Annotated in this window: 17 protein-coding genes and 2 pseudogenes; 18 read left to right on the plus strand and 1 reads right to left on the minus strand. The window is 33.7% G+C overall.

Annotated elements, in window-relative coordinates; genetic code table 11:
- Positions 1-158: 158 nt before the first annotated feature.
- From dhaK to dhaM, 3 genes are read left to right on the plus strand one after another with little or no spacing between them, the layout of a single operon-like run.
- Positions 159-1154, plus strand: a complete 996-nt coding sequence (gene dhaK, locus AC1RPK_RS00895) for a dihydroxyacetone kinase subunit DhaK (RefSeq protein ID WP_481760997.1) — start codon at positions 159-161, stop codon at positions 1152-1154.
- Positions 1155-1168: 14 nt separating this feature from the next.
- Entirely contained in the window at positions 1169-1753 is a 585-nt protein-coding gene (gene dhaL / locus AC1RPK_RS00900; RefSeq protein WP_481760996.1) for a dihydroxyacetone kinase subunit DhaL, read from the plus strand.
- Complete coding sequence (gene dhaM / locus AC1RPK_RS00905; protein ID WP_481760995.1) at positions 1750-2118, plus strand: dihydroxyacetone kinase phosphoryl donor subunit DhaM; 369 nt, start codon at positions 1750-1752, stop codon at positions 2116-2118. Before dhaL ends, dhaM begins: the two co-directional genes overlap by 4 nt.
- Before the next feature lie 48 nt (positions 2119-2166).
- On the opposite strand, the gene AC1RPK_RS00910 is transcribed toward dhaM, so the two are convergent.
- Entirely contained in the window at positions 2167-2535 is a 369-nt protein-coding gene (locus AC1RPK_RS00910; protein WP_409021750.1) for a DUF1304 domain-containing protein, read from the minus strand.
- 174 nt (positions 2536-2709) lie between these two features.
- Between AC1RPK_RS00910 and AC1RPK_RS00915 the strand changes: the two genes are divergently transcribed.
- The 15 genes and pseudogenes from AC1RPK_RS00915 to AC1RPK_RS00985 all read left to right on the plus strand — a co-directional run bounded on the left by AC1RPK_RS00915 (position 2710) and on the right by AC1RPK_RS00985 (position 21644).
- The gene (locus AC1RPK_RS00915) at positions 2710-3177 is read left to right on the plus strand and encodes a DUF2798 domain-containing protein (protein WP_481760994.1); all 468 of its coding nucleotides are present in this window, start codon (positions 2710-2712) and stop codon (positions 3175-3177) included.
- A gap of 154 nt (positions 3178-3331) precedes the next feature.
- Positions 3332-4519, plus strand: coding sequence for an iron-containing alcohol dehydrogenase (locus tag AC1RPK_RS00920; protein ID WP_481760993.1), 1188 nt, complete (start codon positions 3332-3334; stop codon positions 4517-4519).
- A 127-nt stretch (positions 4520-4646) separates the two neighbouring features.
- Entirely contained in the window at positions 4647-5495 is an 849-nt protein-coding gene (locus AC1RPK_RS00925) for a YitT family protein (RefSeq protein WP_481760992.1), read from the plus strand.
- A gap of 11 nt (positions 5496-5506) precedes the next feature.
- Positions 5507-5992, plus strand: coding sequence for a methylated-DNA--[protein]-cysteine S-methyltransferase (locus AC1RPK_RS00930; protein ID WP_481760991.1), 486 nt, complete (start codon positions 5507-5509; stop codon positions 5990-5992).
- A gap of 456 nt (positions 5993-6448) precedes the next feature.
- Complete coding sequence (locus tag AC1RPK_RS00935; RefSeq protein ID WP_481762168.1) at positions 6449-7318, plus strand: methylenetetrahydrofolate reductase; 870 nt, start codon at positions 6449-6451, stop codon at positions 7316-7318.
- 709 nt (positions 7319-8027) lie between these two features.
- Positions 8028-8369, plus strand: a pseudogene (locus AC1RPK_RS00940) (helix-turn-helix domain-containing protein); the annotation flags it as partial.
- 18 nt (positions 8370-8387) lie between these two features.
- Entirely contained in the window at positions 8388-9407 is a 1020-nt protein-coding gene (locus tag AC1RPK_RS00945) for a hypothetical protein (protein ID WP_481761150.1), read from the plus strand.
- Positions 9407-10780 (plus strand): FAD-dependent oxidoreductase, encoded by a 1374-nt coding sequence (locus AC1RPK_RS00950; RefSeq protein WP_481760989.1) that lies wholly within the window; start codon positions 9407-9409, stop codon positions 10778-10780. The genes AC1RPK_RS00945 and AC1RPK_RS00950 overlap by 1 nt, the downstream gene beginning before the upstream one ends.
- Positions 10781-11123: 343 nt before the next feature.
- Positions 11124-13106, plus strand: a complete 1983-nt coding sequence (nagE, locus tag AC1RPK_RS00955; RefSeq protein ID WP_481760988.1) for an N-acetylglucosamine-specific PTS transporter subunit IIBC — start codon at positions 11124-11126, stop codon at positions 13104-13106.
- Positions 13107-13278: 172 nt separating this feature from the next.
- Complete coding sequence (locus AC1RPK_RS00960) at positions 13279-15198, plus strand: fructose-1,6-bisphosphatase (protein WP_481760987.1); 1920 nt, start codon at positions 13279-13281, stop codon at positions 15196-15198.
- A gap of 157 nt (positions 15199-15355) precedes the next feature.
- Positions 15356-18076: pseudogene (locus AC1RPK_RS00965) on the plus strand (sigma-54-dependent transcriptional regulator).
- A 131-nt stretch (positions 18077-18207) separates the two neighbouring features.
- On the plus strand, positions 18208-18519 hold the full coding sequence (locus AC1RPK_RS00970; protein ID WP_409021738.1) for a PTS sugar transporter subunit IIB: 312 nt from the start codon (positions 18208-18210) through the stop codon (positions 18517-18519).
- A gap of 22 nt (positions 18520-18541) precedes the next feature.
- On the plus strand, positions 18542-18859 hold the full coding sequence (locus AC1RPK_RS00975; protein ID WP_481760986.1) for a PTS lactose/cellobiose transporter subunit IIA: 318 nt from the start codon (positions 18542-18544) through the stop codon (positions 18857-18859).
- 27 nt (positions 18860-18886) lie between these two features.
- Positions 18887-20173 carry a PTS sugar transporter subunit IIC gene (locus AC1RPK_RS00980; RefSeq protein WP_409021736.1) on the plus strand — a complete coding sequence of 429 codons (1287 nt, stop codon included), beginning with the start codon at positions 18887-18889 and terminating at the stop codon, positions 20171-20173.
- Between the two features lie 64 nt (positions 20174-20237).
- Positions 20238-21644: a glycoside hydrolase family 1 protein gene (locus tag AC1RPK_RS00985; RefSeq protein ID WP_481760985.1), complete on the plus strand. Its 1407-nt coding sequence runs from the start codon at positions 20238-20240 to the stop codon at positions 21642-21644.
- The last annotated feature ends 17 nt before the right edge of the window (positions 21645-21661 follow it).

The following is a 21661-nucleotide window of genomic DNA, read 5'->3' on the forward strand; positions in this document are numbered from 1 at the left end:
AAGAGTTTTCAAAATCGTTATGATTTTGGAAACTCTTTTTTTGTGTCTTGAGAATTGAATGGTCATGGAATTATTAATAAAAGCTAGTTTAATTGGTTATTTGTAAACGTTTGCAATATAATGGAGAAGTACCTAAAACAGACAGAAAAGGGGATACTATGAAAAAAATAATTAATGATCCAAAAAATATTGTAAGTGAAATGGTTAATGGGTTAGTTAAGGCTTATCCACAATACCTACGTAAAATTGATAGTACGGAAGCTATGGTTAGAAGTGATGTGGCATCGATGGAAGATAAAGTTGGACTCATTAGTGGTGGTGGAAGTGGACATGAACCTGCCCATGCTGGTTTTGTAGGTCCCGGTATGTTGTCAGGTGCAGTTGCTGGACAAGTTTTTACTTCACCCACGCCAGACCAAATTTATGAAGCAATCAAAGCTGCTAATCACGGTAAAGGTGTTTTCTGTATTGTGAAAAATTACTCCGGCGATGTCATGAATTTTGATATGGCCAAAGAATTTGCTGAAATAGATGAAATTAAAGTGAAATCAATTGTTGTAGATGATGATATTGCAGTTGAAGATAGTCTATATACACAAGGAAAACGTGGTGTTGCGGGAACAGTGTTCATGCATAAAATATTGGGTGCTGCTGCAGATCAAGGAGCTACATTAGATGAAATAGATGAACTTGCTAAAAAAGTGATGCCAAATATTAAAACAATTGCGATTGCATTGAGTGGTGCGACCGTCCCAGAAGTTGGTAAACCAGGATTTGAACTTGCAGATGATGAAGTTGAATATGGCGTAGGAATTCATGGTGAACCCGGATATCGTCGTGAAAAATTAAAACCTTCTAAGGAATTGGTTGAAGAGTTACTAAGTAAACTAAAAGTTGCATTTGATATGAAATCTGATGATAAATATGCCGTTTTAGTTAACGGATTAGGAGCAACACCGTTAATGGAACAATATATTTTTATGAACGATACGCTTGATCAATTAAATAATAAAAAAGTCGATGTCGCATTTACAAAGGTCGGTAATTATATGACATCATTAGATATGGCTGGAATTTCTTTGACATTATTTAAAATTGAAGATGATAAATGGCTTTCTTATTTAAATTATACGGTAGATACAATCGCTTGGTAAGAGGAGATAATAAAATGCTAACAATTGAAAATACAACAGAATGGTTCCAGATTTTTTCAGAGAAAATAAGTGAAAATAAAGCTTATTTGAGTGAGCTAGATACACCAATTGGTGATGGAGACCACGGAAATAATATGGCTCGTGGTGCCGAAACAATTCAAGATTTATTAAAAAATCAAAAATTTGAATCCTTATCAGACTTATTTAAAAGTGTCGCAATGGCCTTTATTAAATCTGTTGGTGGTGCTTCTGGGCCACTTTATGGAACGGCTTTTATTGAAATGTCTAAATTAAGTAAAGAAACAAATGATCCAGCTAAATTAATAGCTGCGGGACTAGATGGTATTAAAAGACGCGGTGATTCAGATGTTGGAGCTAAAACCATGATTGATGTTTGGAATCCAGTTTTAGGGGATATTAAAATGAAGCAAATAACAGTTGAAAAAATACAAGCAGATGTTGAAGCAACCAAAGAGCTTGTTGCAACAAAGGGACGTGCATCATATCTCGGAGAACGTTCTGTCGGTCATGTTGATCCAGGAGCTATGTCGAGTGGCTATTTATTTGAGGCATTACTGGAAACGGGGGTGCTAGTATGACATATGGGGTTGTAATTGTATCGCATGTTCCTGAAATTGCAGAAGGTATCAAGCGACTATTAGATCAAGTTGCAGCAAGTGTCTCAATCACAACAGCTGGTGGGACTGATGATAACGGAGTTGGTACATCATTTGATAAAATCCAAGCAGCTTTTGACGAAAATAGTGCCGATGAGTTGTTAGCTTTTTATGATTTAGGAAGTGCTAAGATGAATTTAAATATGGTCATGGAATTCACAGATAAAAAAGTTCATCTGTACGATACAGCTTTAATCGAAAGTGCTTATACTGCTGCATCTCTTTTAGAGGCTGATGTTAAATTAGCTGATATTGAGGTTCAACTTGAAGCGTTAAAAATTAAATAGCGTAAAAAAATAACGTTAATCTTAATGATTAACGTTATTTTAGTTAGTCTATAAAGCTAAAGTAATTGCGATAAAGGCCAGTAATGCAGGTAATCCTTGTACTAAAATTATTTTTTTTGCAGATGTTAAACTACCAAAAACAGCAGCAATAAAAACAAATCCTGTAAAAAGCAACAACATTGATTTAAGCGCAGCACCAGTTAGAATGAAAAGTACAATCATTAGACCGATACTAATAAAACCATTGTATAGCCCTTGATTAGCCATTAATACTTTTGATTCTTTCTGATTTAAAAATTCTGGTCTTAATTCAAAGGCTTTTTGAGCGATTGAACTAGTTGAGAAAAATAGTTCAAGAATCATAATAAATAAGTGTTCAAGTGCAACAATCCAAGATAATATAAGTGCAATTAACATAGAAATCTCCCCTTAATCGTTATGGATATAGTATAACGTAATGTAATTGGTAGCACAATCAATCGATTTAATCGCTTACAATGAGAATGCTTTAATATTCAAAAAAAAGACTTATGACAGTGAGTTATTTTGTGTAACATTATATTTTATTAAAGTTATTAAGGAGAATGATATATGCCAACAAATGCAAAAGAAGGAATTATTTTTACAACATTAATGTGCTCGATGATGGTTTTCGTTATGAGTGCATACAATTTATTATTAGTCGGAAAACTAGGTCTTGTGACGTTATTACTTGGATTCATTCCTGGTTTTATTGTTGCTTTTATCTTAGATGTTTTAGTTGTCGGTAAAATTGCGATGGCAATTGCTGATAAGTTACCTCTTAATCATGATAAAATGTGGCAAATGATTCTCGCAATCTCAGGAATGATGATTTGTGGAATGGTCGCTTTTATGTCACTTTATGGGTTACTTATTGAAGGTGGTATGCCTGCTCATTTCTGGTCTGCTTATCTTTCTACTGTTGGACACAATATTATTGTTGCGGTACCGTTACAACTAATTATTGTTGGACCAATTTCAAGAAAAATTTTAAGCATGATTCATGCAAAAGATGAAGCTAAAAGAGTCACACAATAATCGTTTATATTTATAGAAGATTCACCAGTAAAATGGTGAATCTTCTTTTAGTAAAGGCTTGTATTGGAATGACATCGCCTAAAGGGGTTATAATGTAGTTGTTCATTTGAAATAACTTTGACTATAACTTCAAAATACAAAGGAGATTATATTTATGAAAGATTTTCAATTTAAAAATACAACTGATATTCGATTTGGTTCAGATCGTATCGAAACAGAATTACATGATGCGGTTGCACAATTTGGTCCCAATGTATTATTAACATATGGTGGTGGATCAATTAAACGTTCAGGTTTATATGACAAAGTAAAGAAAATTTTGAGTGATTTAAATGTTGTTGAATTAGCAGGAATCGAACCAAACCCTAAAGTGGGTTCAGTTCGTGAAGGTCAAAAGTTAGCTAAAGAAAATAAAATTGATGTTATTTTAGCTGTCGGTGGTGGTTCTGTTGTTGATGCTTCAAAAATGATTGCTTCAGCAGCATTTTATGAAGGAGATCCTTGGGATTTATCATTAGACCCCTCAAAACGTTTCAAAATTGATCAATTACCTTTTGTCGATATTTTAACGTTAGCAGCTACTGGTACTGAAATGAATGCTGGATCAGTTATCTCAAATCCAGAAACAAATGAAAAAATAGGTAGTTTTGGTCCCAAAACACCAGCTGTTTCATTCTTGGATCCAGCATTAACAATGAGTGTTTCAAAATGGCAGACTGCTGCTGGTTCAATTGATATTTTCTCTCATTTGACAGAGCAATACTTTGATAAAGAAAAAAATAATGATGTTTCTGACGGTATGATTGAAGGTATCATGCGAACAGTTATTAAATGGGCACCAATTGCAGTTGCGGAACCTGATAACTATGATGCTCGTGCTAATTTAATGTGGTCATCAACAATGGCATTAAATGGTATTATGCGATTAGGTTATCAAGATGGCTGGACATCCCATTCTATTGAACATGAGTTATCAGCGTACTACGATATTACTCATGGTGTTGGGCTAGGTATTATAACACCTCGTTGGATGAAATTCGTTTTATCTGCGGATACGGTTTCTAAGTTTGCTAAATTTGGTCGCAATGTTTGGCATATTCAAGATGATGATGACCAAGTCGTTGCTGATAAAGCTATTCAATCAGTTTATGACTGGGTTAAATCGTTAGGTGTACCAACAACGTTACCCGGTGTTGACATCAATGAAGAAACAAACTTTAAAGTAATGGCTGAATCAGCTGTTAGAGTTGGAAAATTAGATAGTGCTGTTTATGTTGATATGTCAGTAAATGATGTTATTGATTTATACAAAGCTTCAATGACAACTGAAAGTTTCGAATAAAGTAGTAAAAGCATCTCTGTTTAGAGATGCTTTTTTTGTGCCATAAATCGAAAATTTGTTTTATGATATAAAATTCGGTATGCTAAATAGTAAGGGGTTACAAATTTAGAACAGAAAGAGGGCCTTTATGATAAATAGGATGAAACCACAAGTTATTCAATTTTTATTAATGTTAATTGGGTTAGAAATGATTGCAATAAGTATTAATTTTTTCTACGCACCACAAGAAGTTGCGGTTGGTGGTGCAACTGGTATTGCAATCCTTTTAGAAACAGCTTTTAATTGGAACGTTTCGATTGTATTATTGAGCATTAACATGGCGCTATTGATCTTGGCTTATTTTATGTTAGAGCGTTCAACGACTAAAAAAATTATGATTGGTAGTTTTGTATTACCGTTATTTTTAGCGATTACGCCTCAAATAAATATTGTCGAGGATAGATTATTAGCTGTTATTGTCGGTGGCGCAGTTTTTGCGGTGGGAATATCAATTCTCTATCGAATTGATGCATCCAGTGGTGGAACAACGGTTCCACCACTAATAATCAAAAAATATTTCAATATTAAACCTGCAACCAGTCTATTAATAATTGATGGTATTGTGTGTTTTTTCAATATATTTGTCTCGGGTTCTGAAGCATTTATTTTAGCGATTTTTTCTTTAATAATCACGTATTTAATTATGAATTATATTGAAACGGGATTGGACCGTAAAAAAGTTTTATATGTGATGAGTACAGAAGAGGGATTAAAAAAATTAAAAGAAGATATTAATACAACTATAGATAGAGGTCTAACAATCTTTGATGCTAAAGGTGGTTATTCAGGTGAAAGCAAAGAAATGTTGATGATTATTGTTGAAAATCAAAATTATCAACAAATGTTAAATAAGGTGCATACGATTGATCCAAATGCATTTATCATCGTATATAATATCGCAGAAGTTCATGGCGCAAATTTGTCTGGGATTGAATAGGAGATTTTGACATGTACTTAATGAATTGGTTTAATGGCACGGATTATTTTTGGCTAGGGATGACTGATAAAGGATTGAGTTTTGTTGGGTCGCCTAATGGGTTAAGAAGTGAAATTGAAATATTTTATCCAAGAACTAAATTCGAAGAGAATGACAAGATTTTTAAAAGTATAATTGAAGAACTACAAGCCTATTTTGACCATGAAATTCAAAAATTTACGATCCCCGTTGATTTTAATTTGAGTGGGACGATGCTGCAAAAAGAAATTTGGGGACAACTTCAACTTATTCCATACGGTGAAACGAGAACGTATTCTGAGTTAGCTTTAGAAGTTGATTATCCTAAAGCAATTCGCGCTGTTGCTAGTGCAGTTGGTCGTAATCCTATATTAATTGTAATACCTTGTCATCGTATTTTAAGAAAAGATGGCAGCTTAGGGGGTTATCGCGGTGGGATTAATATGAAAAAGCAACTACTAGAAATAGAACGCAAATAAAAAACCGACATTACAAGGGGAGGCAATGTCGGAAAAGGGTAAGGGTGATTAACTTCGGGGAAAGTTGATCATCTTATTTAATTTATTCGGGGAAATAAATTAAAATTAAAAGTTATTAATTAAGGTATGAAGTTATTCTAACAAGTAAATGTGAAGAAAATATGACGTTAAAAAGAAAAACTATAAATGTAAAAAAAACACCACTACTTTTAAAAGTAGTGGTGAGAAAATACTAATCTATTCGAGACTCTGGGGGGAGTAGGTTAGATCTAGATGAAAAATTAAACTAAAATATAATCGTATTTTTTTATAGTAGAATTAAGTTACACACAAAGTATCTTGTGTGTATATTTATAGTATACGGCTTTATTTATTAAAACATAGGCATGTGACAGTTTTGTTAGTTTACAATTAACATTGTAAGGTGATATGAAATTTGATTTGGAGGAAGGTATTTTGAATTTTATAGAGAAAGTGAAAATGACCAAAACGGTTTTAGTTGAGTGGAATACGCCAAGCACGCTTAATCTGGATAATTTTTTTAAAGGTGCTAGCGCACTAATGAAATTAGATATTGACGCATTATCAATTACGGATAATCCTTTAGGGATGCCCCGCGTTTCAAATATATTATTGGGATATAAACTTAGTGAAAAACAGATTCCAGTAATCCTACATTTAACAACACGGGATTACAACTTAGTCGGATTAGAATCTAAATTAATGGGATTAAGTGCTGTTGGTTTAAATAATTTAATGATTATTAAAGGGAATCCTACAAAAATACAAGGTGCCACAAATGTCTATGATTTAACATCGCAACAATTAATTACAACAATTAAAAAAATGAATCAAGGAATATCGCCATCTAATCGTGAATTAAATAGTAAATCACAATTTAAAGTTGGTGGGGCATTTAATATTAATGCGATAAATTTAGATTTTGAATTTGAAGATATTAATCGAAAAATTCATTCAGGAGTAGATTATATTATCACGCAACCGGTATTTGATATGACAAATGTTCAGCGATTAAAAGATTGGATCACCATTAATGAAGTGGCTATACCTATTTTTATCAGTGTAATGCCGATACTTTCATTTGAGCGTGCTCAATTTATTCAAGATAACGTTCAGGGTATTGAACTACCAAATAAGTTTATGGCAGAATTGAAACAAGCGGCGTTGCAAAATGATGAACGTAAGGTCGGTATTGCAGCTTCGCAAAATTTAATTGAATCGTTATCAAACCTTTTTAATGGTGTTCATATAGTGACGCCAGGTTCAGACTATCAAGCAATCATTGAAATTATGCAAGGCCAATAAAAAAAATCCACTACCTGGGAGAGGTAATGGATTAAAAGGAGTAGGGATAATTAATATTCGGGAAGAAATTAATTATCATTTTAATTTGTTTGGGAGAACAAATTAAAGTTAAAAGTTATTTAATTAAGGTATGTTTATATAATAACAAGTAATTATGAAGAAAGTGTGACGAAATTATGTTAAATAAAAGAGAATAAAGAAGTTAGGTATATTTAGCGTATAAGCATTGATAAAGTTAGGTTTTGAAAGAGTAAATACTTATTTTTAGGCAAAAAAAAACGACATCGTAACATAAGTTACAGTGTCGAAAAGGGTAAAACAGTCAAAATCAATTGGGGGATTGATTTTGGTATTCAGTCCTTGGGGGAGGTACTGAATAAGTTTTATTGATTAGGTTACTCATTTAATATAACAAGTATATACCGAAAATGCAAGGGGTAAATTAAATAAAATTAAAAATAAAATTATTAATACCAATTTATCACTTTTCGCGGTAACATATTAATAGAATTAAATTAAATTGGCCTTTTTAATCGTATTGGGTAAGTGGTCAAGTGAAGCTGGGGATTTTTTTATGTATATGGAAGATTTTTTAGATGGGCAGGAAAGAACTTTTAACCAAATACTAGAACTATTACAAACACATGGTGGTTATTTAAGTAAGAAAAAATTAATGGAATTACTCCAAATATCTGGTAATTCTTTACGAATGTACCTAAAAAATATTGAAATAACGCTTGAGGAAGCTACCGCTTCAGGTCATGTTCATTTTGAAGTGAGCGCTAATAACGTTGAATTTGAAGTAGATGGTACGACAAATTTATCGAATATTAGTACTGATTTTTTAAGAGAATCGTATAAATACAAAATAATAATGTATTTGTATGCGAATGAAACATTGAATTTAATTGATCTTGAGAACGAATTACATATCAGTGGGTCGTCAATAACAAGGTGAATTAAAGAATTAAATGAAACGTTAGCAGGATTTGATCTAAAAATTAAAAATCGACGATTAGTTGGGACTAAAATTCAACTGAATTATTTTTATTACCTTTTTTTCATTAGGGTGGTTCCATTCACTGATCGCGAAGAACTCTTATCTAGAAATGAGACGATTAACGATTACGTTAATGTTTTAGATGAACAATATGACTTAGGATGGAAAGACGACGAGAAACTTAGAGTTTTTCTATGGCTTAAAATTTATATTCGAATTAATTCATATAAAGAGCAACATGTTCAGACATTAACGCCTATTTCTCGTGAATTAATCAAAAATAATCTCGCATACAGTAAAGTTAAATTAAGTCTTTTTAGATTTTTAAAAAAATATTCACTTTCCTTTTCTGAAGAAGATGCTGTTGGGTTCTATTACTTTTTAATTGGATTTGATTTAATTAAAAACGATTCTGAATTATATGTTCAAATTAAAGATGACGATATTGATAAAAAAACACCCATCAATAGTGCAATTAGTCTTTTTTGGAGTGATATTGAGAAATATACTTACTTCAAACGGGATTCAAAAATTTCTTATAATTTATTTAATTCATACAGCAAATTAGCCATATTTAAAGGTGAAAGTTTTAGTTATAATCGAACAATTATGGAATTTAATCGTAAATCATTAGAACGAGAAGACTTTTCGCAGATCATTCAAAAATTATTGACGGCGTATCAATCTGTTACACAGTTCGATGGCTTAAATTCGCCAGATGATTTATATTATCTACAAAATCAGTATTTATATATCTTGAATATTTTAAACTTCGAGTTTGATGACGTTTTAAAAATTGGCTTATTAATTAATCGTGATCCAATTATGGAAAAACTAACCGTAATCATTATGGAACGTGTTTTAAGCAGCGTTTTAAACGCTCAAGTAGAAATTTATCAAGAAGGTAAAGAATATGATTTAATTGTGACAAATAGGATGGGTGTTAACCAAGATCAATTTAATTCACCATTATATGTGATGTCAGAAATTGGTGTTAGTTCAGATCAAGTTATTACTGATGTCGTAAATGAAATTTTAGAAATTGATAAGGTTAGAAAAATTAACACGCAAAGCTTGGAGGAAAAATAATGAAGTATGTCATTATCGGCGGAACGCACGCAGGGATAGCTGCCGCTAGAACAATTTCAAAATCAGATCCAAATGCCGAAGTAATTATTATGGAAATGAAAGATAGCGTTAGCTATATCTCATCTGGAATTAATTTGTTATTTGATGGGGTTATTGATAACTTAGAAGAAGCGAGTTATGCGACACCTGCTGCGTTAGAGTCTGAAGGTATTAAATTGATGCTTGGTACTGAAGTGTTGCACGTTAGTACGGAGGATAAACGTTTATACTTTGTTAATGCAGATAAACAATACAGTTACAGCAACTATGACAAATTAATTTTAGCTAATGGGTCTAAGGTTGTTAAACCACATATTAAAGGGATAGATAATGAAAATGTTGTTTTTTATAAAAATTTAGAAGAATCAAAAAAGGCTATGGAACAGTTGTGCCCAACTAATAGGCGTATTTTAATTGTTGGTGCAGGATTAGTGGGGCTTGCATTAGCTAGCTCAATTTATGAGGGACGTAAAGGCGAAAAAGTTGATGTTACAGTAGTTGAAGCTATGGGAGGTGTTTTGACACGGTACGTAGATCAAGAAATTGGTAATCGGATAATTGATGATTTAAGAGAAAAAGGGATAAAGATTGTATTAAAAAATGATGTTCATGCTATTAATGTGGATGAGAATAACAAAATAGTTAGCGTTTCGACAACTGACCAAGAAATCGCCTGTGATTTAGTCGTTTTTTCGGTTGGATTAAAACCTAACAATGATTTTTTGAGAGACGCTGTTGAACTTAATCAAAATAATACCATTAAAATCAATGATTACATGCAGACAAGTGATAAAGACATCTATGCAGCAGGTGATAATGCCGGATTTAAACAAACTGTCAGCCAACGTCGAGAGTATCAACCTCTTGTTAATAACGCTATTAAAGGTGCAATTGTGGCGGCGTATAACTGTACGGGTCTATTTAGTCCTGTTAAAGTTGAAACGACGCAAGGAACAGCGGGGATGAACTTATTCGGTCATTATTTAGCAACGACAGGTGTCACTGAAGAAAACGCACCATATATCGGATTGGATGTTCTATCCAATACAATTGAAAATAAGATTCAATATGATTACGTTAAAAATGGTTCCAAAATACTTATAAAAGTTGTGTACAGGAAAGATACTGAAGTCATTGTTGGTGCACAAATTTATTCGAAACATGATATTTTAGATATGATTAATATCATGTCAGTAGCTATTAATATGCAAATGACGATGGCTAAATTATCATCAATGGATTTTTATTTTAATCCTGAATACAATAAAGCGTTAAATACTTTAAATGAAGTTGCCCTTACGAGAAGGACAAAAGACCGTCATATCAGTAAATAAGCTGTAAATGTCAAAATTTGCGAGTTAACCCTCAAATATTAATATTTTTTATGGGGAATTACATGGCATAATAAGTCTTGTAAATAAATGATTCAAAGAGTTTATTGATTAGGACACAGAATATCGAAGAGAAAATTTAGTGTGGGGACGCTTGTTTTCTAAAAAGTTGGTTGCTTAATATAATTAAGCAACTTTTTTTTTGTCTAAAAAATAAAATTGGTATAGATGTTTAATTTATTTTCTAAAGCCTTGTATACACGTTTTTCACTTGATTTGTATTTGATTTGAATTTTTTTGGTCTAACCTGTATGATAGTTTTTATAAGAAAAAAAGGGGATAAAAAATGAAAAGTTATTTACAGAGAATGGGACGTTCGTTAATGTTGCCTATCGCAGTACTACCGGCAGCAGCATTACTGGTTGGAATTGGAACTTGGTTGCCACAAGATTGGTTTGCGGCGGCATTTATGCAGGCCGGCGGAAACGCAATTCTAGGTAATCTAGCATTATTATTTGCTGCTGGTTTAGCTTTAGGAATGTCGACTAACAAGGATGGCGCAGCTGCGTTAGCTGGTGTTGTTGCATTTGAAATTCCAGTTAAAATGTTGGAACCGACTTCGGTTGCGGCTTTATTAGGAGTAAAAGTAACAGATGTTGATCCTGCATTTAGTTCTATCAGTAGTAATGTGTTTATTGGGATTATTGCCGGATTAATTGCGGCAGCAATGTATAATCGTTTCCATAGTGTGAAGTTACCAATGGCTATTTCATTCTTTAGTGGGAAACGATTAGTACCCATTATGTCAGCATTGGTAATGATTTTTGTTACCTTAGCTTTATTATTTGCATGGCCAGTTGTTTATGCTTGGTTAGTTGCATTTGGTAAGTTTATGGTTGGACTTGGATGGGTTGGAGCTGGTTTATACGGATTCTTCAACCGGCTTTTAATTCCAACCGGATTACATCAAGCGTTGAATTCAGTATTTTGGTTCGACGTTGCTAAAATTAATGATATCGGGAACTTTTGGAGTAATACAGGAATTAAAGGAACTACAGGTATGTACATGGCAGGATTTTTCCCAATCATGATGTTTGGGCTACCAGCTGGTGCGTATGCCATTTATCGAAATGCTTTACCTGAACGTAAAAAAGAAGTTGGCTCATTGATGCTAGCTGGTGCATTTGCATCATTTTTCACAGGCGTGAGTGAACCTTTAGAATTTTCATTTATGTTCGTTGCATGGCCTTTATACGTCATTCATGCGGCATTAACCGGGTTATCTTTAGCTTTTGCCGCATTTATGCACTGGACAGCTGGATTTACATTTAGTGCGGGCTTAGTTGATTACGTCTTGAGTATACGTGTACCAATGGCTAATATGCCACTAATGCTGTTGGTACAAGGTGTTGTGATGGCAATTATTTATTACACACTATTCAATTTTGCCATTAAGAAATTTAACTTAATGACACCAGGTCGCGAACCAATTACTGAAGATATTCAACTATCGCCTGAATTAGGGGATGACAAATATGCACGACAAGCTCAAATTGTTTACGCTGCTATTGGTGGTAAAGATAATTTAACAGTCGTTGATAATTGTACAACCCGTCTTCGTCTACAAGTTAAAGATACAAGCCATATTAATGAAGATGCACTTAAAGCATCAGGTGCTGCTGGGTTTAAAGTTATCGATAAAACAAATATTCAAGTCGTTATTGGAACTGAAGTTCAATTTGTTGCTGACGAGCTTGGTAAGTTATATGAGTCAAAGGCTGATTCTATTTCATTAAGTAATGAAAAGTTACAGGCTGAGACGGATAAATCAAGCGCTACAGCTAATCATAATGATTCAACGGTTATTGGTAGTGAAACGTTTTATACGGTTGCAGAGGGCGAATTAATGTCTATTTCGGATGTTAAAGATGCTACCTTTGCTGAAAAAATGTTGGGTGATGGTTATGCAGTCGAACCAGCTAATGGCGAAATTTATACACCGGTTGCTGGTAAAGTAGCAAGTATCTTTCCAACGAAACATGCAATTAGTATCACGACTGAAACGGGATTAGAAGTCCTATTACACATGGGAATTGATACCGTTCAATTAGAAGGTAAACCTTTTGAAGTGACTATTTCTGAAGGCGAAACTCTTAAACCAGGTGACTTAGTTGCGCGAGTTGATTTAAACGCAATTAAAGCTGCTGGTAAGGAAACAACGATGATGGTCGTTTTAACGAATATGGATAAAGTGTCTAATATAACGTTTGATCATTTGAATGAGACAGTTAAAGCCAATGAAGTTTCGGCAATTGTTCAAACTAAATAAGAATAAATGAAGCAGGCCAAAACTTTTGGTCTGCTTTTTTGGTATAGGTAGCTGGTTTATAAAAAAGCTTATATATAATAATATGACTCATTTAATAAGTTGTAATTGGTATTGGCAAACCGGCATGGTATAGTGACTGTAAGCGCATCATAAAATGAAGGAGGCCATTTAAATGAATCCCTATTATTTAACGTTATTGGAAAAAAGATTTCCGACTAAACAAAGTATTGTCACTGAAATTATTAATTTAGAGGCCATTCTTAATCTACCCAAAGGAACGGAGCATTTTGTTAGTGATGTTCACGGTGAATATAACGCATTTCAACATGTTTTAAGAAATGGTTCAGGAAATGTTAAACAAAAAATTCAAGAAATTTTTGAAGGCCGTTTGACTGAAGAGAGTATACAGGACTTTGCAATCTTAATTTATTATCCAGAAGAAAAACTAATTGCTAAAAAACAACAATTCACTTCACAACCTGAATTGGAGCAGTGGTATTTAGATACCATTGCCAGAATGATAGAGTTGTTACAAAAGACAGCAACAAAATATTCCCGTTCGAAGGTACGAAAGGCACTATCACCTGATTTTATGTATATAACAGAGGAATTATTATATAGTAATTCCAATGAACTTGATCAAAAAGATTATTATAATCGTATAATAGAAAATTTAATTAAATTAAATCAAGCAGAAGCATTTTTAACGGCTACAGCGTATACGATTCAAAGGTTAATCGTTGACCATTTACACGTAATTGGGGATATTTTTGATCGTGGTCCTGCGCCAGATAAAATTATGAAGACACTTCTTGATTATCATTCAGTTGACATTCAATGGGGAAATCATGATATTTTATGGTTAGGTGGTGCTGCTGGCTCGCCTTTATGTATCGCTAATTTATTGCGAATTTGTGCTAGATATAATAATTTAGCTATTGTTGAAGATGCATATGGGATTAATTTACGCCATTTAGCAACATTTGCCGATAAAACGTATCAAGATAATCCAGCATTTTCACCGAAAGTTAATTCAGCACAAGAAAAAATCAAAGAAGACGAACGACTTTTAATGACCAAAATACACCAGGCAATCGCTATTATTCAATTTAAATTAGAAGGACAGATTATTAAAAGACGTCCTGATTTTGATATGGCAAATCGTGCGATTTTAGAAAAGATTTGGAACAAAGGGTCAAAAATAGAAATCGATGGGAAACATTATTCACTACAAGATACTTGTTTTCAAACAGTTGATTGGGCAGATCCGTATAAATTAACAGATGATGAGTCAGAAATAATGGATAAATTAGTAGAATCATTTATCCATGCGACTAAATTACGAGAACATCTAGATTTTATGATGGCACGTGGTAGTATGTTTAAACGATATAATGGGAACTTGTTAGTTCACGGCTGTATTCCAGTTACACAAGAAGGTAAATTGGAGGGCTTTGAGCTAAAAGGGAAAGCATATGCAGGACCAGAATTATTAGCTTTTTTTGAAGATAATTTACGTAAAAGCTATGCTAAACCTAAAAAATCTACTGACCTTGAAACTGATTTACTTTGGTATTTATGGCAAGGACCCAAATCGCCTTTATTTGGGAAACATGCGATGAAAACTTTTGAACGTTACTTTATTAATGATGAAGAAGTTCAAGTTGAGATACCAAATGCGTATTACAAATTACGACATGATGAAGCATTTTGTCGTCATATATTAGAAGAATTCGGGCTTAATCCAGATAACGGTAAAATAATTAATGGGCATACACCAGTTAAGCGTGGGCACAAGCCGGTTATGGCCAATAAAAAGATGATTGTGATTGATGGTGGTTTCTCAAAAGCTTACCAATCAACTACTGGAATTGGTGGATATACGCTGCTCTCTAATTCATATGGCTTACAATTAGTTGCTCACCAACCCTTTACGTCTAAGTGGGATTCAATTGAAAATGGGACAGATATTATTTCAGTGAAACGAATTATTGATAGTGAAGTTAAAAGACAAACAATTGCTGAAACTGATATGGGAAAAGAACTTGCTAGTCGTGTTGTAGAATTAAAAAAATATTTACAGAGTAAATAAAAAATCTTACTGAAAAGTAAGATTTTTTATTTAGGTTATGATTTTCTGTGTAAAAGGAGAAAAGTAAGCCAGCAAATATTAGTGTGTAAATGTAAAAAAGATTGCGGTATACTAGTGGTAAGCGTTTTCTTTTAGCGTGTAAGGGAGTAGTGATAACTTGGGAGATCGAAAAAATGATATTTATAATCTTTTAAAAAATAAGGAAATAGCGATGGATGCGACACAGATTGCAGACGAGCTTAATTGCAATCGCGCAAATGTGAGTCGTTATTTGAATGATTTATATAAAAATGGTGACGTTACAAAAAGTGATGGGCGCCCTGTTCTCTATCAGTGGGCATCACTTGAAGAAAAAGAAACACGTCAAAAAGAAATTAATGATAAAAGTGTTAAAGAGATGAGTTTCAAAAAGTTAATCGGGTCTAATGATTCATTAAAGGTTATGATCCAACAAGCCGAAGCAGCCATTTTATATCCACCAAGAGGACTACACACAATTATTTTTGGTGAAACGGGAACGGGTAAATCTTTGTTTGCTGAATGTATGTATCAGTTTGCATTAGAATCAGAAATGGTGAAGGCTGATGCGCCTTTTATCCGGTTTAATTGTGCGGATTATGCGAATAATCCACAGTTACTTTTTGCGCATATATTTGGTGTTAAAAAAGGGGCCTACACAGGTGCTGATCAAGATAAAAAAGGATTAATGGATAAAGCTAACGGTGGTATTTTATTCTTAGATGAAATTCATCGATTACCTCCTGAGGGACAAGAAATGCTCTTTACCTTTATTGATAAGGGGTTTTATCGGCCTTTAGGAGAGTCTTCAATTACTAAAGAAGCGAGTGTACAGATTATTGGGGCAACGACTGAAACGTCAGAAAATTTTTTGAGCACATTTAATCGACGTATTCCAATGGCAATTACATTACCGCCTATCTCAAAACGAACAATTGATGAACGTTATGGGATAGTCATGAATTTTTTTGAACAAGAAGTCGGTAGATTGAGCCAAGATATTATTGTTGAGCGAGATGCGATGCTTGCATTAATGTTATACGAGCCTGAAGCAAATATTGGTCAAATTCAGAGGGATATTAAAGTTGTTTGTGCAAAGGCCTTCTTGTATTTTAGAACGCATGAAACGGCTTCGTTATATATCAGATTAAAAGACTTACCATTGAATGTTCAAAAAGGACGTTTGGAAGGTAAATCCAAATATAAAAAAATTGATGTCTTAATGGAACGTTTAGCGAAACGAACAAATGAAAAAAATACAAAAGTTGTGACTTTTAAAAATAGCGAAACGGTAGAAAAAAACGATCAAAAACCAACGGTTTATGAAACAATTGATAAAAAAGTGAGTGAAACTGATAAACAGAATTTTAAATCACTAAATCTTAAAACGTTAATCGATTCAGATGATAAAGGTTATTTTAAAGATTACATTGAACAATTATCGGGTGAAGGCGTTCGAAAAGAGTTACTACCAGATGATATTTGGACGGTTACCAATGAAGTTTATGACTTAGCCCAGAATAAATTAGGGCAAAAATATAATGAAAATGCACGATTTGCATTTGGATTACACCTTGTTAGTGCTATTGAAAGAATCAGGAAAAATGTCGCAATTATTCATCCTGATTTAAATAATTTACGACAAAAAAATCCAAAAGCCTTTCGTGTTGCACTGGAAATGGCAGATAAAATTGAACATGAATTTGATATTGAAATTCCATTAGATGAAATTGGATTTATTACAATGTTTTTGAGCTCTGATTTAAGTGTTAAGAAACAACAAAATGAAATTAAAGTCGGTATCATCGTGCTAATGCACGGGGCATCAACGGCTTCTTCTATGTTACAGACAGCACAAGAATTACTTGGTACAACAAAGGGAAAAGCAATTAATATGCCACTTGATGTAAATGTTTCGGAAATTTATGATCAAGTACGAGATTATGTACTGGATAGTCAGGAACAATTGAAAAAAGGGTTATTACTTTTAACTGACATGGGCTCTTTAACTAGTTTTGCATCAATGTTAGGTGAAGAAACAGGGATTAATATTCGAGCTGTTTCAATGACGAGTACGTTAGTTGTGCTTGAATCATTAAGAATTGCGATTGCCGGTCGTGAACTAGAAGATATTTACGCAAATGCACAACATATTTTTGAATCGTCTGTAAAAGAGCAGTTTTTCCATATGCATCCTAGGAAAAAAGCAGTTATCGTAGCTTGTTTTACCGGCGAAGGTGTCGCCGCAAGATTATATGATCGTATTATGCCAATTGTAAACGAAGACGAAGTTAAAGTAATTCGGATGCAATATTTAGAAAAAGATGCATTTAAAAAGCACATTAATACATTAATGCGCGATTATGATGTGAAGGCAATTGTTGGTACCGTCGAGGTTTCTTACCAAAGAGTGCCATTCTTTTCTGCTTTAGATATCTTTAATGATGAAACCTTACAAGTTTTGCAGCGGATGTTGTCTGATAACGACTTAACGCGAGAAACAATTAATGCATTGGAAGGTAGTATTAATTCAGTTAATTCTGTCCCAGATTTAATTCATACTATTCAAACCATGATTATTAAAATTTAATCAGATTTACAGATTGTTCTTGATCCAGAGATTATCGTAGGGATCATGATGCATCTAGCATTTCTAGTAGATTCAAGATTGAAAAATCAATCAATTAAACCGTTTAAGAATGTCCAAGAATTTTCAGCTGAGAATCATTTACAGATGGAAATAGTTAAAACGGCCCTGATTATTGTTGAAAAAATGTATAATATTAAGATTTCAGATGATGAAGTTGCCTATATTGTCCAAATTTTTATGGGTAATACGTTGAATAAAGTCAGTGTGTAATAGTGACTAGTAGTGTGCAAATAAAATAAAAGACCATCGAAAGCGCTTTCTTAAAGCCTTTTCGATGGTCTTTATTTTTGGCATGGAACTTGCGTATATAAGAGTATAAATAGAAAAAGGAGTGGCAAATTATGAAAACGATTATGTTAGTTTGTTCAGCGGGTATGAGTACAAGTTTATTGGTGTCAAAAATGCAAAAGGCTGCAGAAGCAGAGAACTATGATTCAGAAATCTTTGCAGTTGGTGCTTCAGAGGCAGATTCAATGCTTGAATCAAAACCAGTTGATATTTTAATGTTAGGCCCACAAGTTCGTTTTATGAAAGATGAATTTGAAAAAAAGGTTGCTGACAAAAATATTCCGGTAGAAGTTATCAATATGCAAGATTACGGCATGATGAATGGCGAAAAAGTTCTTGCAACAGCTAAAAGCTTAATTAAATAAAAAATAAAAGGGGTAATCAGATATGAACGAAAATGATGCACAAATGCAAACAATCATGGGGCTGATTGTTAATGGTGGAAACGCTAAAAGTGATTCTATGGAAGCAATTCACGCCGCTAAAAAAGGCGATTTTGAAACCGCAGCTGCTAAGTTAGCTGATGCTGACAAATCACTCATTGAAGCACATCATTCTCAAACAGCCATGTTAACGCAAGAAGCTTCAGGGGATCCGGTACCAGTTAGTTTATTAATGGTTCATGGACAAGATCATTTAATGAATGCGATTACATTTAGAGACTTAGCTGGTGAGGTAGTAGATCTATACAAAAAAATAGGATAAGTACTAAACTTTAAGGAGGAACTACTCATGGACAAATTTATAAAATGGATGGATATTCACTTTATTCCAGTAGCTTCAAAAATTGGGGCACAAAGACATTTGGTGGCAATTCGAGATGCATTCGTTGTTATTATGCCACTTATGATTTTAGGTGCTCTGGGAACATTAATTAATAACTTACCAATTCCAGGTTTTTCAAATTTTATGGACGGACTATTTCCTAAAATAGTTAACGATGTTCCAATCTGGAAGGGTGTAGGAGCAGGCGTTTGGAATGCTAGTTTTGGTATTATGTCATTATTCGTTGCATTCTTAGTAGCTCATAACGTTGCAAAATCATATGGTAAAGATGGTATGGCTGCTGGTACAGTATCAGTTGCTTCATTCTTCGCTTTAGGTGGTTTGCAATTAGCTGGGATGTCTTCAGTAGGATTATTCGTTGCACTTGTTGTCGGTTTGGTTTCAGCAGAATTATTCCAACGTTTAAGTGGTAACAAACATTTAATCGTTAACATGCCTGATGGTGTTCCACCTGCTGTTGCAAAAGCATTCGCTTCATTATTTCCAGCAATGATTGTTGTTACAATCTTTGCCTTTATCAATACATTATTCCAAGGATTCGGCGTAACTGATATTATTGCATCATTCTACAAACTTGTTCAAGAACCATTTATGGGCTTGGCAAATTCATATCCATCAGCATTATTATTAGCATTTATTGCACCATTCTTATGGTTCTTTGGTTTACATGGAGCTAATATGATTGATCCATTAATGCAAACAATTAACGCACCTGCTATTGCAGCTAACGTTAAAGCACTTAGTGAAGGTAAAACAATTCCTTTTATCGTTAACAAACCTTTCTTCGATTCATTTGTTAACTTAGGTGGAACTGGTGCAACTATTGGTTTGATTATTGCCATCTTCATTGTTGGTCGTAAAAATAAACCTTACAAAATGATTGGATCACTATCAGCAGCTCCTGGTATTTTCAATATCAATGAACCAATGATGTTTGGACTTCCAATTGTGTTGAATCCAATTATGTTCGTACCATTTATTTTGACACCAATGGTACTTGTGACTGTTGCGTATATTGCAACCGCCACTGGAATTGTGCCAGCAGCAACGGTAATGCCCCCATGGGTTACACCACCAGTAATTGGCGGGATTTTGGCAACTAAGAGTTTAGCTGGTGGGGTTTTAGCCGCAGTTAATGTGGTTATCTCAGCGTTAATTTACGCACCATTCGTTATCTTAGCAACAAAACAAATTGAAAAAGCTGAAGCAGAAGCTGAAGCAGCAAAAAAATAAAATAAAAGCGAATCTCTTTACGTTATTCTGTAAAGAGATTTTGTGTTAAATAAAGGAGTTTACTATGGTTAAATATGAATTTCCAAAAGATTTCTGGTGGGGGTCAGCTGCGAGTGGACCACAATCTGAAGGTCGTGTTTCAGGAGATGGAAAAGCTGATAATATTTGGGATGCTTGGTATCAAGCAAGCCCTGAAAAGTTCTTTAATCAGGTTGGACCCGAAAATACATCAAGGGTTTATCAAAAATACCAAGAAGATATCTCTTTGATGAAACAAACAGGTCATAATTCATATCGGACTTCAATTCAGTGGTCACGTTTGATTCCAAATCCATTCACTGGAGAGGTTAATCCTGAAGCTGTTACCTTTTATAACCATTTAATAGATGATTTAATTGCCGCTGGAATTGAACCTTTTATGAACCTTTACCATTTTGATATGCCAATGGTGTTACAAGAAAATGGTGGTTGGTTAAATCGTGAAGTTGTAGACTTGTATACGGACTATGCAGAAACTTGTTTTAAATTATTTGGCGATCGCGTTAAAAAATGGTTTACTCAAAATGAACCGATTGTTCCAGTTGAGGGTGGGTATTTATATGGATGGCATTTACCTGATGAACGTAATTTAAAGCATGGTGTCCAGGTGGCTTATCATGAAGCATTGGCAAGTGCTAAAGCAGTTGAAAAGTATCATTCACTCAATTTAGGTGGCACAATTGGGATTATTTTAAATTTAATGCCAACGTATCCAAAAGATGAGACAAATCCAGCAGATGTTAAAGCAGCCAAATTTGTTGATGGATTCTTTAATCGTTCATTTTTAGATCCCGCAATTAAAGGCACTTTCCCTCAAGATATTGTTGAGTGGTTGCATGAATATGACTTAATGCCAATCTATCATCAAAGTGATTTAGATGTTATTAAAGAAAATACTATCGATTTATTAGGCGTTAATTATTATCAACCAAGGCGAGCAGCGGCGAAAATAATTAAAGCCGAACCAGAAGGTGAAAATGGCTGGATGCCTGAAGATTTTTATACAGTATACGATATGCCTGGAAAAAAAGTTAATCCTTATCGTGGCTGGGAAATTTATGAAAAAGGAATTTATGATGCACTAATCAATATTAAGGATAATTATGGTAATATTGATTGTTTCATCTCTGAAAATGGGATGGGTGTTGAAGATGAAGCCAGATTTATTAATGCAGATGGGCAAATTAATGATGATTATCGAATTGAATTTGTTCAAGATCATTTGAAATGGGTTCATAAGGCACTTGAAGAAGGTAGTAACGTTCATGGCTACCATATGTGGACATGTATGGATAATTGGTCATGGTTAAATGCTTACAAGAACCGTTACGGATTTATTAGTGTTGATTTAGATAATGAAGCAAAACGCACAATTAAGAAGAGCGGTTACTGGTTTAAAAAAATGACAGAACAAAATGGATTTAATGACTAAAAATGGAGGCGAATGAC

The organism is Dellaglioa sp. CoH-55-MRSF-6 (genome assembly GCF_056782215.1).

Bases quoted from the DNA above. Each gene is read 5' to 3' on its own strand.
- AC1RPK_RS00910 (WP_409021750.1), bottom strand. From the start codon at position 2,535: ATGTTAATTGCACTTATATTATCTTGGATTGTTGCACTTGAACACTTA.
- dhaK (WP_481760997.1), top strand. From the start codon at position 159: ATGAAAAAAATAATTAATGATCCAAAAAATATTGTAAGTGAAATGGTT.
- dhaM (WP_481760995.1), top strand. From the start codon at position 1,750: ATGACATATGGGGTTGTAATTGTATCGCATGTTCCTGAAATTGCAGAA.
- AC1RPK_RS00925 (WP_481760992.1), top strand. From the start codon at position 4,647: ATGATAAATAGGATGAAACCACAAGTTATTCAATTTTTATTAATGTTA.
- AC1RPK_RS00915 (WP_481760994.1), top strand. From the start codon at position 2,710: ATGCCAACAAATGCAAAAGAAGGAATTATTTTTACAACATTAATGTGC.
- AC1RPK_RS00930 (WP_481760991.1), top strand. From the start codon at position 5,507: ATGTACTTAATGAATTGGTTTAATGGCACGGATTATTTTTGGCTAGGG.
- AC1RPK_RS00920 (WP_481760993.1), top strand. From the start codon at position 3,332: ATGAAAGATTTTCAATTTAAAAATACAACTGATATTCGATTTGGTTCA.
- nagE (WP_481760988.1), top strand. From the start codon at position 11,124: ATGAAAAGTTATTTACAGAGAATGGGACGTTCGTTAATGTTGCCTATC.
- AC1RPK_RS00950 (WP_481760989.1), top strand. From the start codon at position 9,407: ATGAAGTATGTCATTATCGGCGGAACGCACGCAGGGATAGCTGCCGCT.
- AC1RPK_RS00975 (WP_481760986.1), top strand. From the start codon at position 18,542: ATGAACGAAAATGATGCACAAATGCAAACAATCATGGGGCTGATTGTT.
- AC1RPK_RS00970 (WP_409021738.1), top strand. From the start codon at position 18,208: ATGAAAACGATTATGTTAGTTTGTTCAGCGGGTATGAGTACAAGTTTA.
- dhaL (WP_481760996.1), top strand. From the start codon at position 1,169: ATGCTAACAATTGAAAATACAACAGAATGGTTCCAGATTTTTTCAGAG.
- AC1RPK_RS00980 (WP_409021736.1), top strand. From the start codon at position 18,887: ATGGACAAATTTATAAAATGGATGGATATTCACTTTATTCCAGTAGCT.
- AC1RPK_RS00985 (WP_481760985.1), top strand. From the start codon at position 20,238: ATGGTTAAATATGAATTTCCAAAAGATTTCTGGTGGGGGTCAGCTGCG.
- AC1RPK_RS00960 (WP_481760987.1), top strand. From the start codon at position 13,279: ATGAATCCCTATTATTTAACGTTATTGGAAAAAAGATTTCCGACTAAA.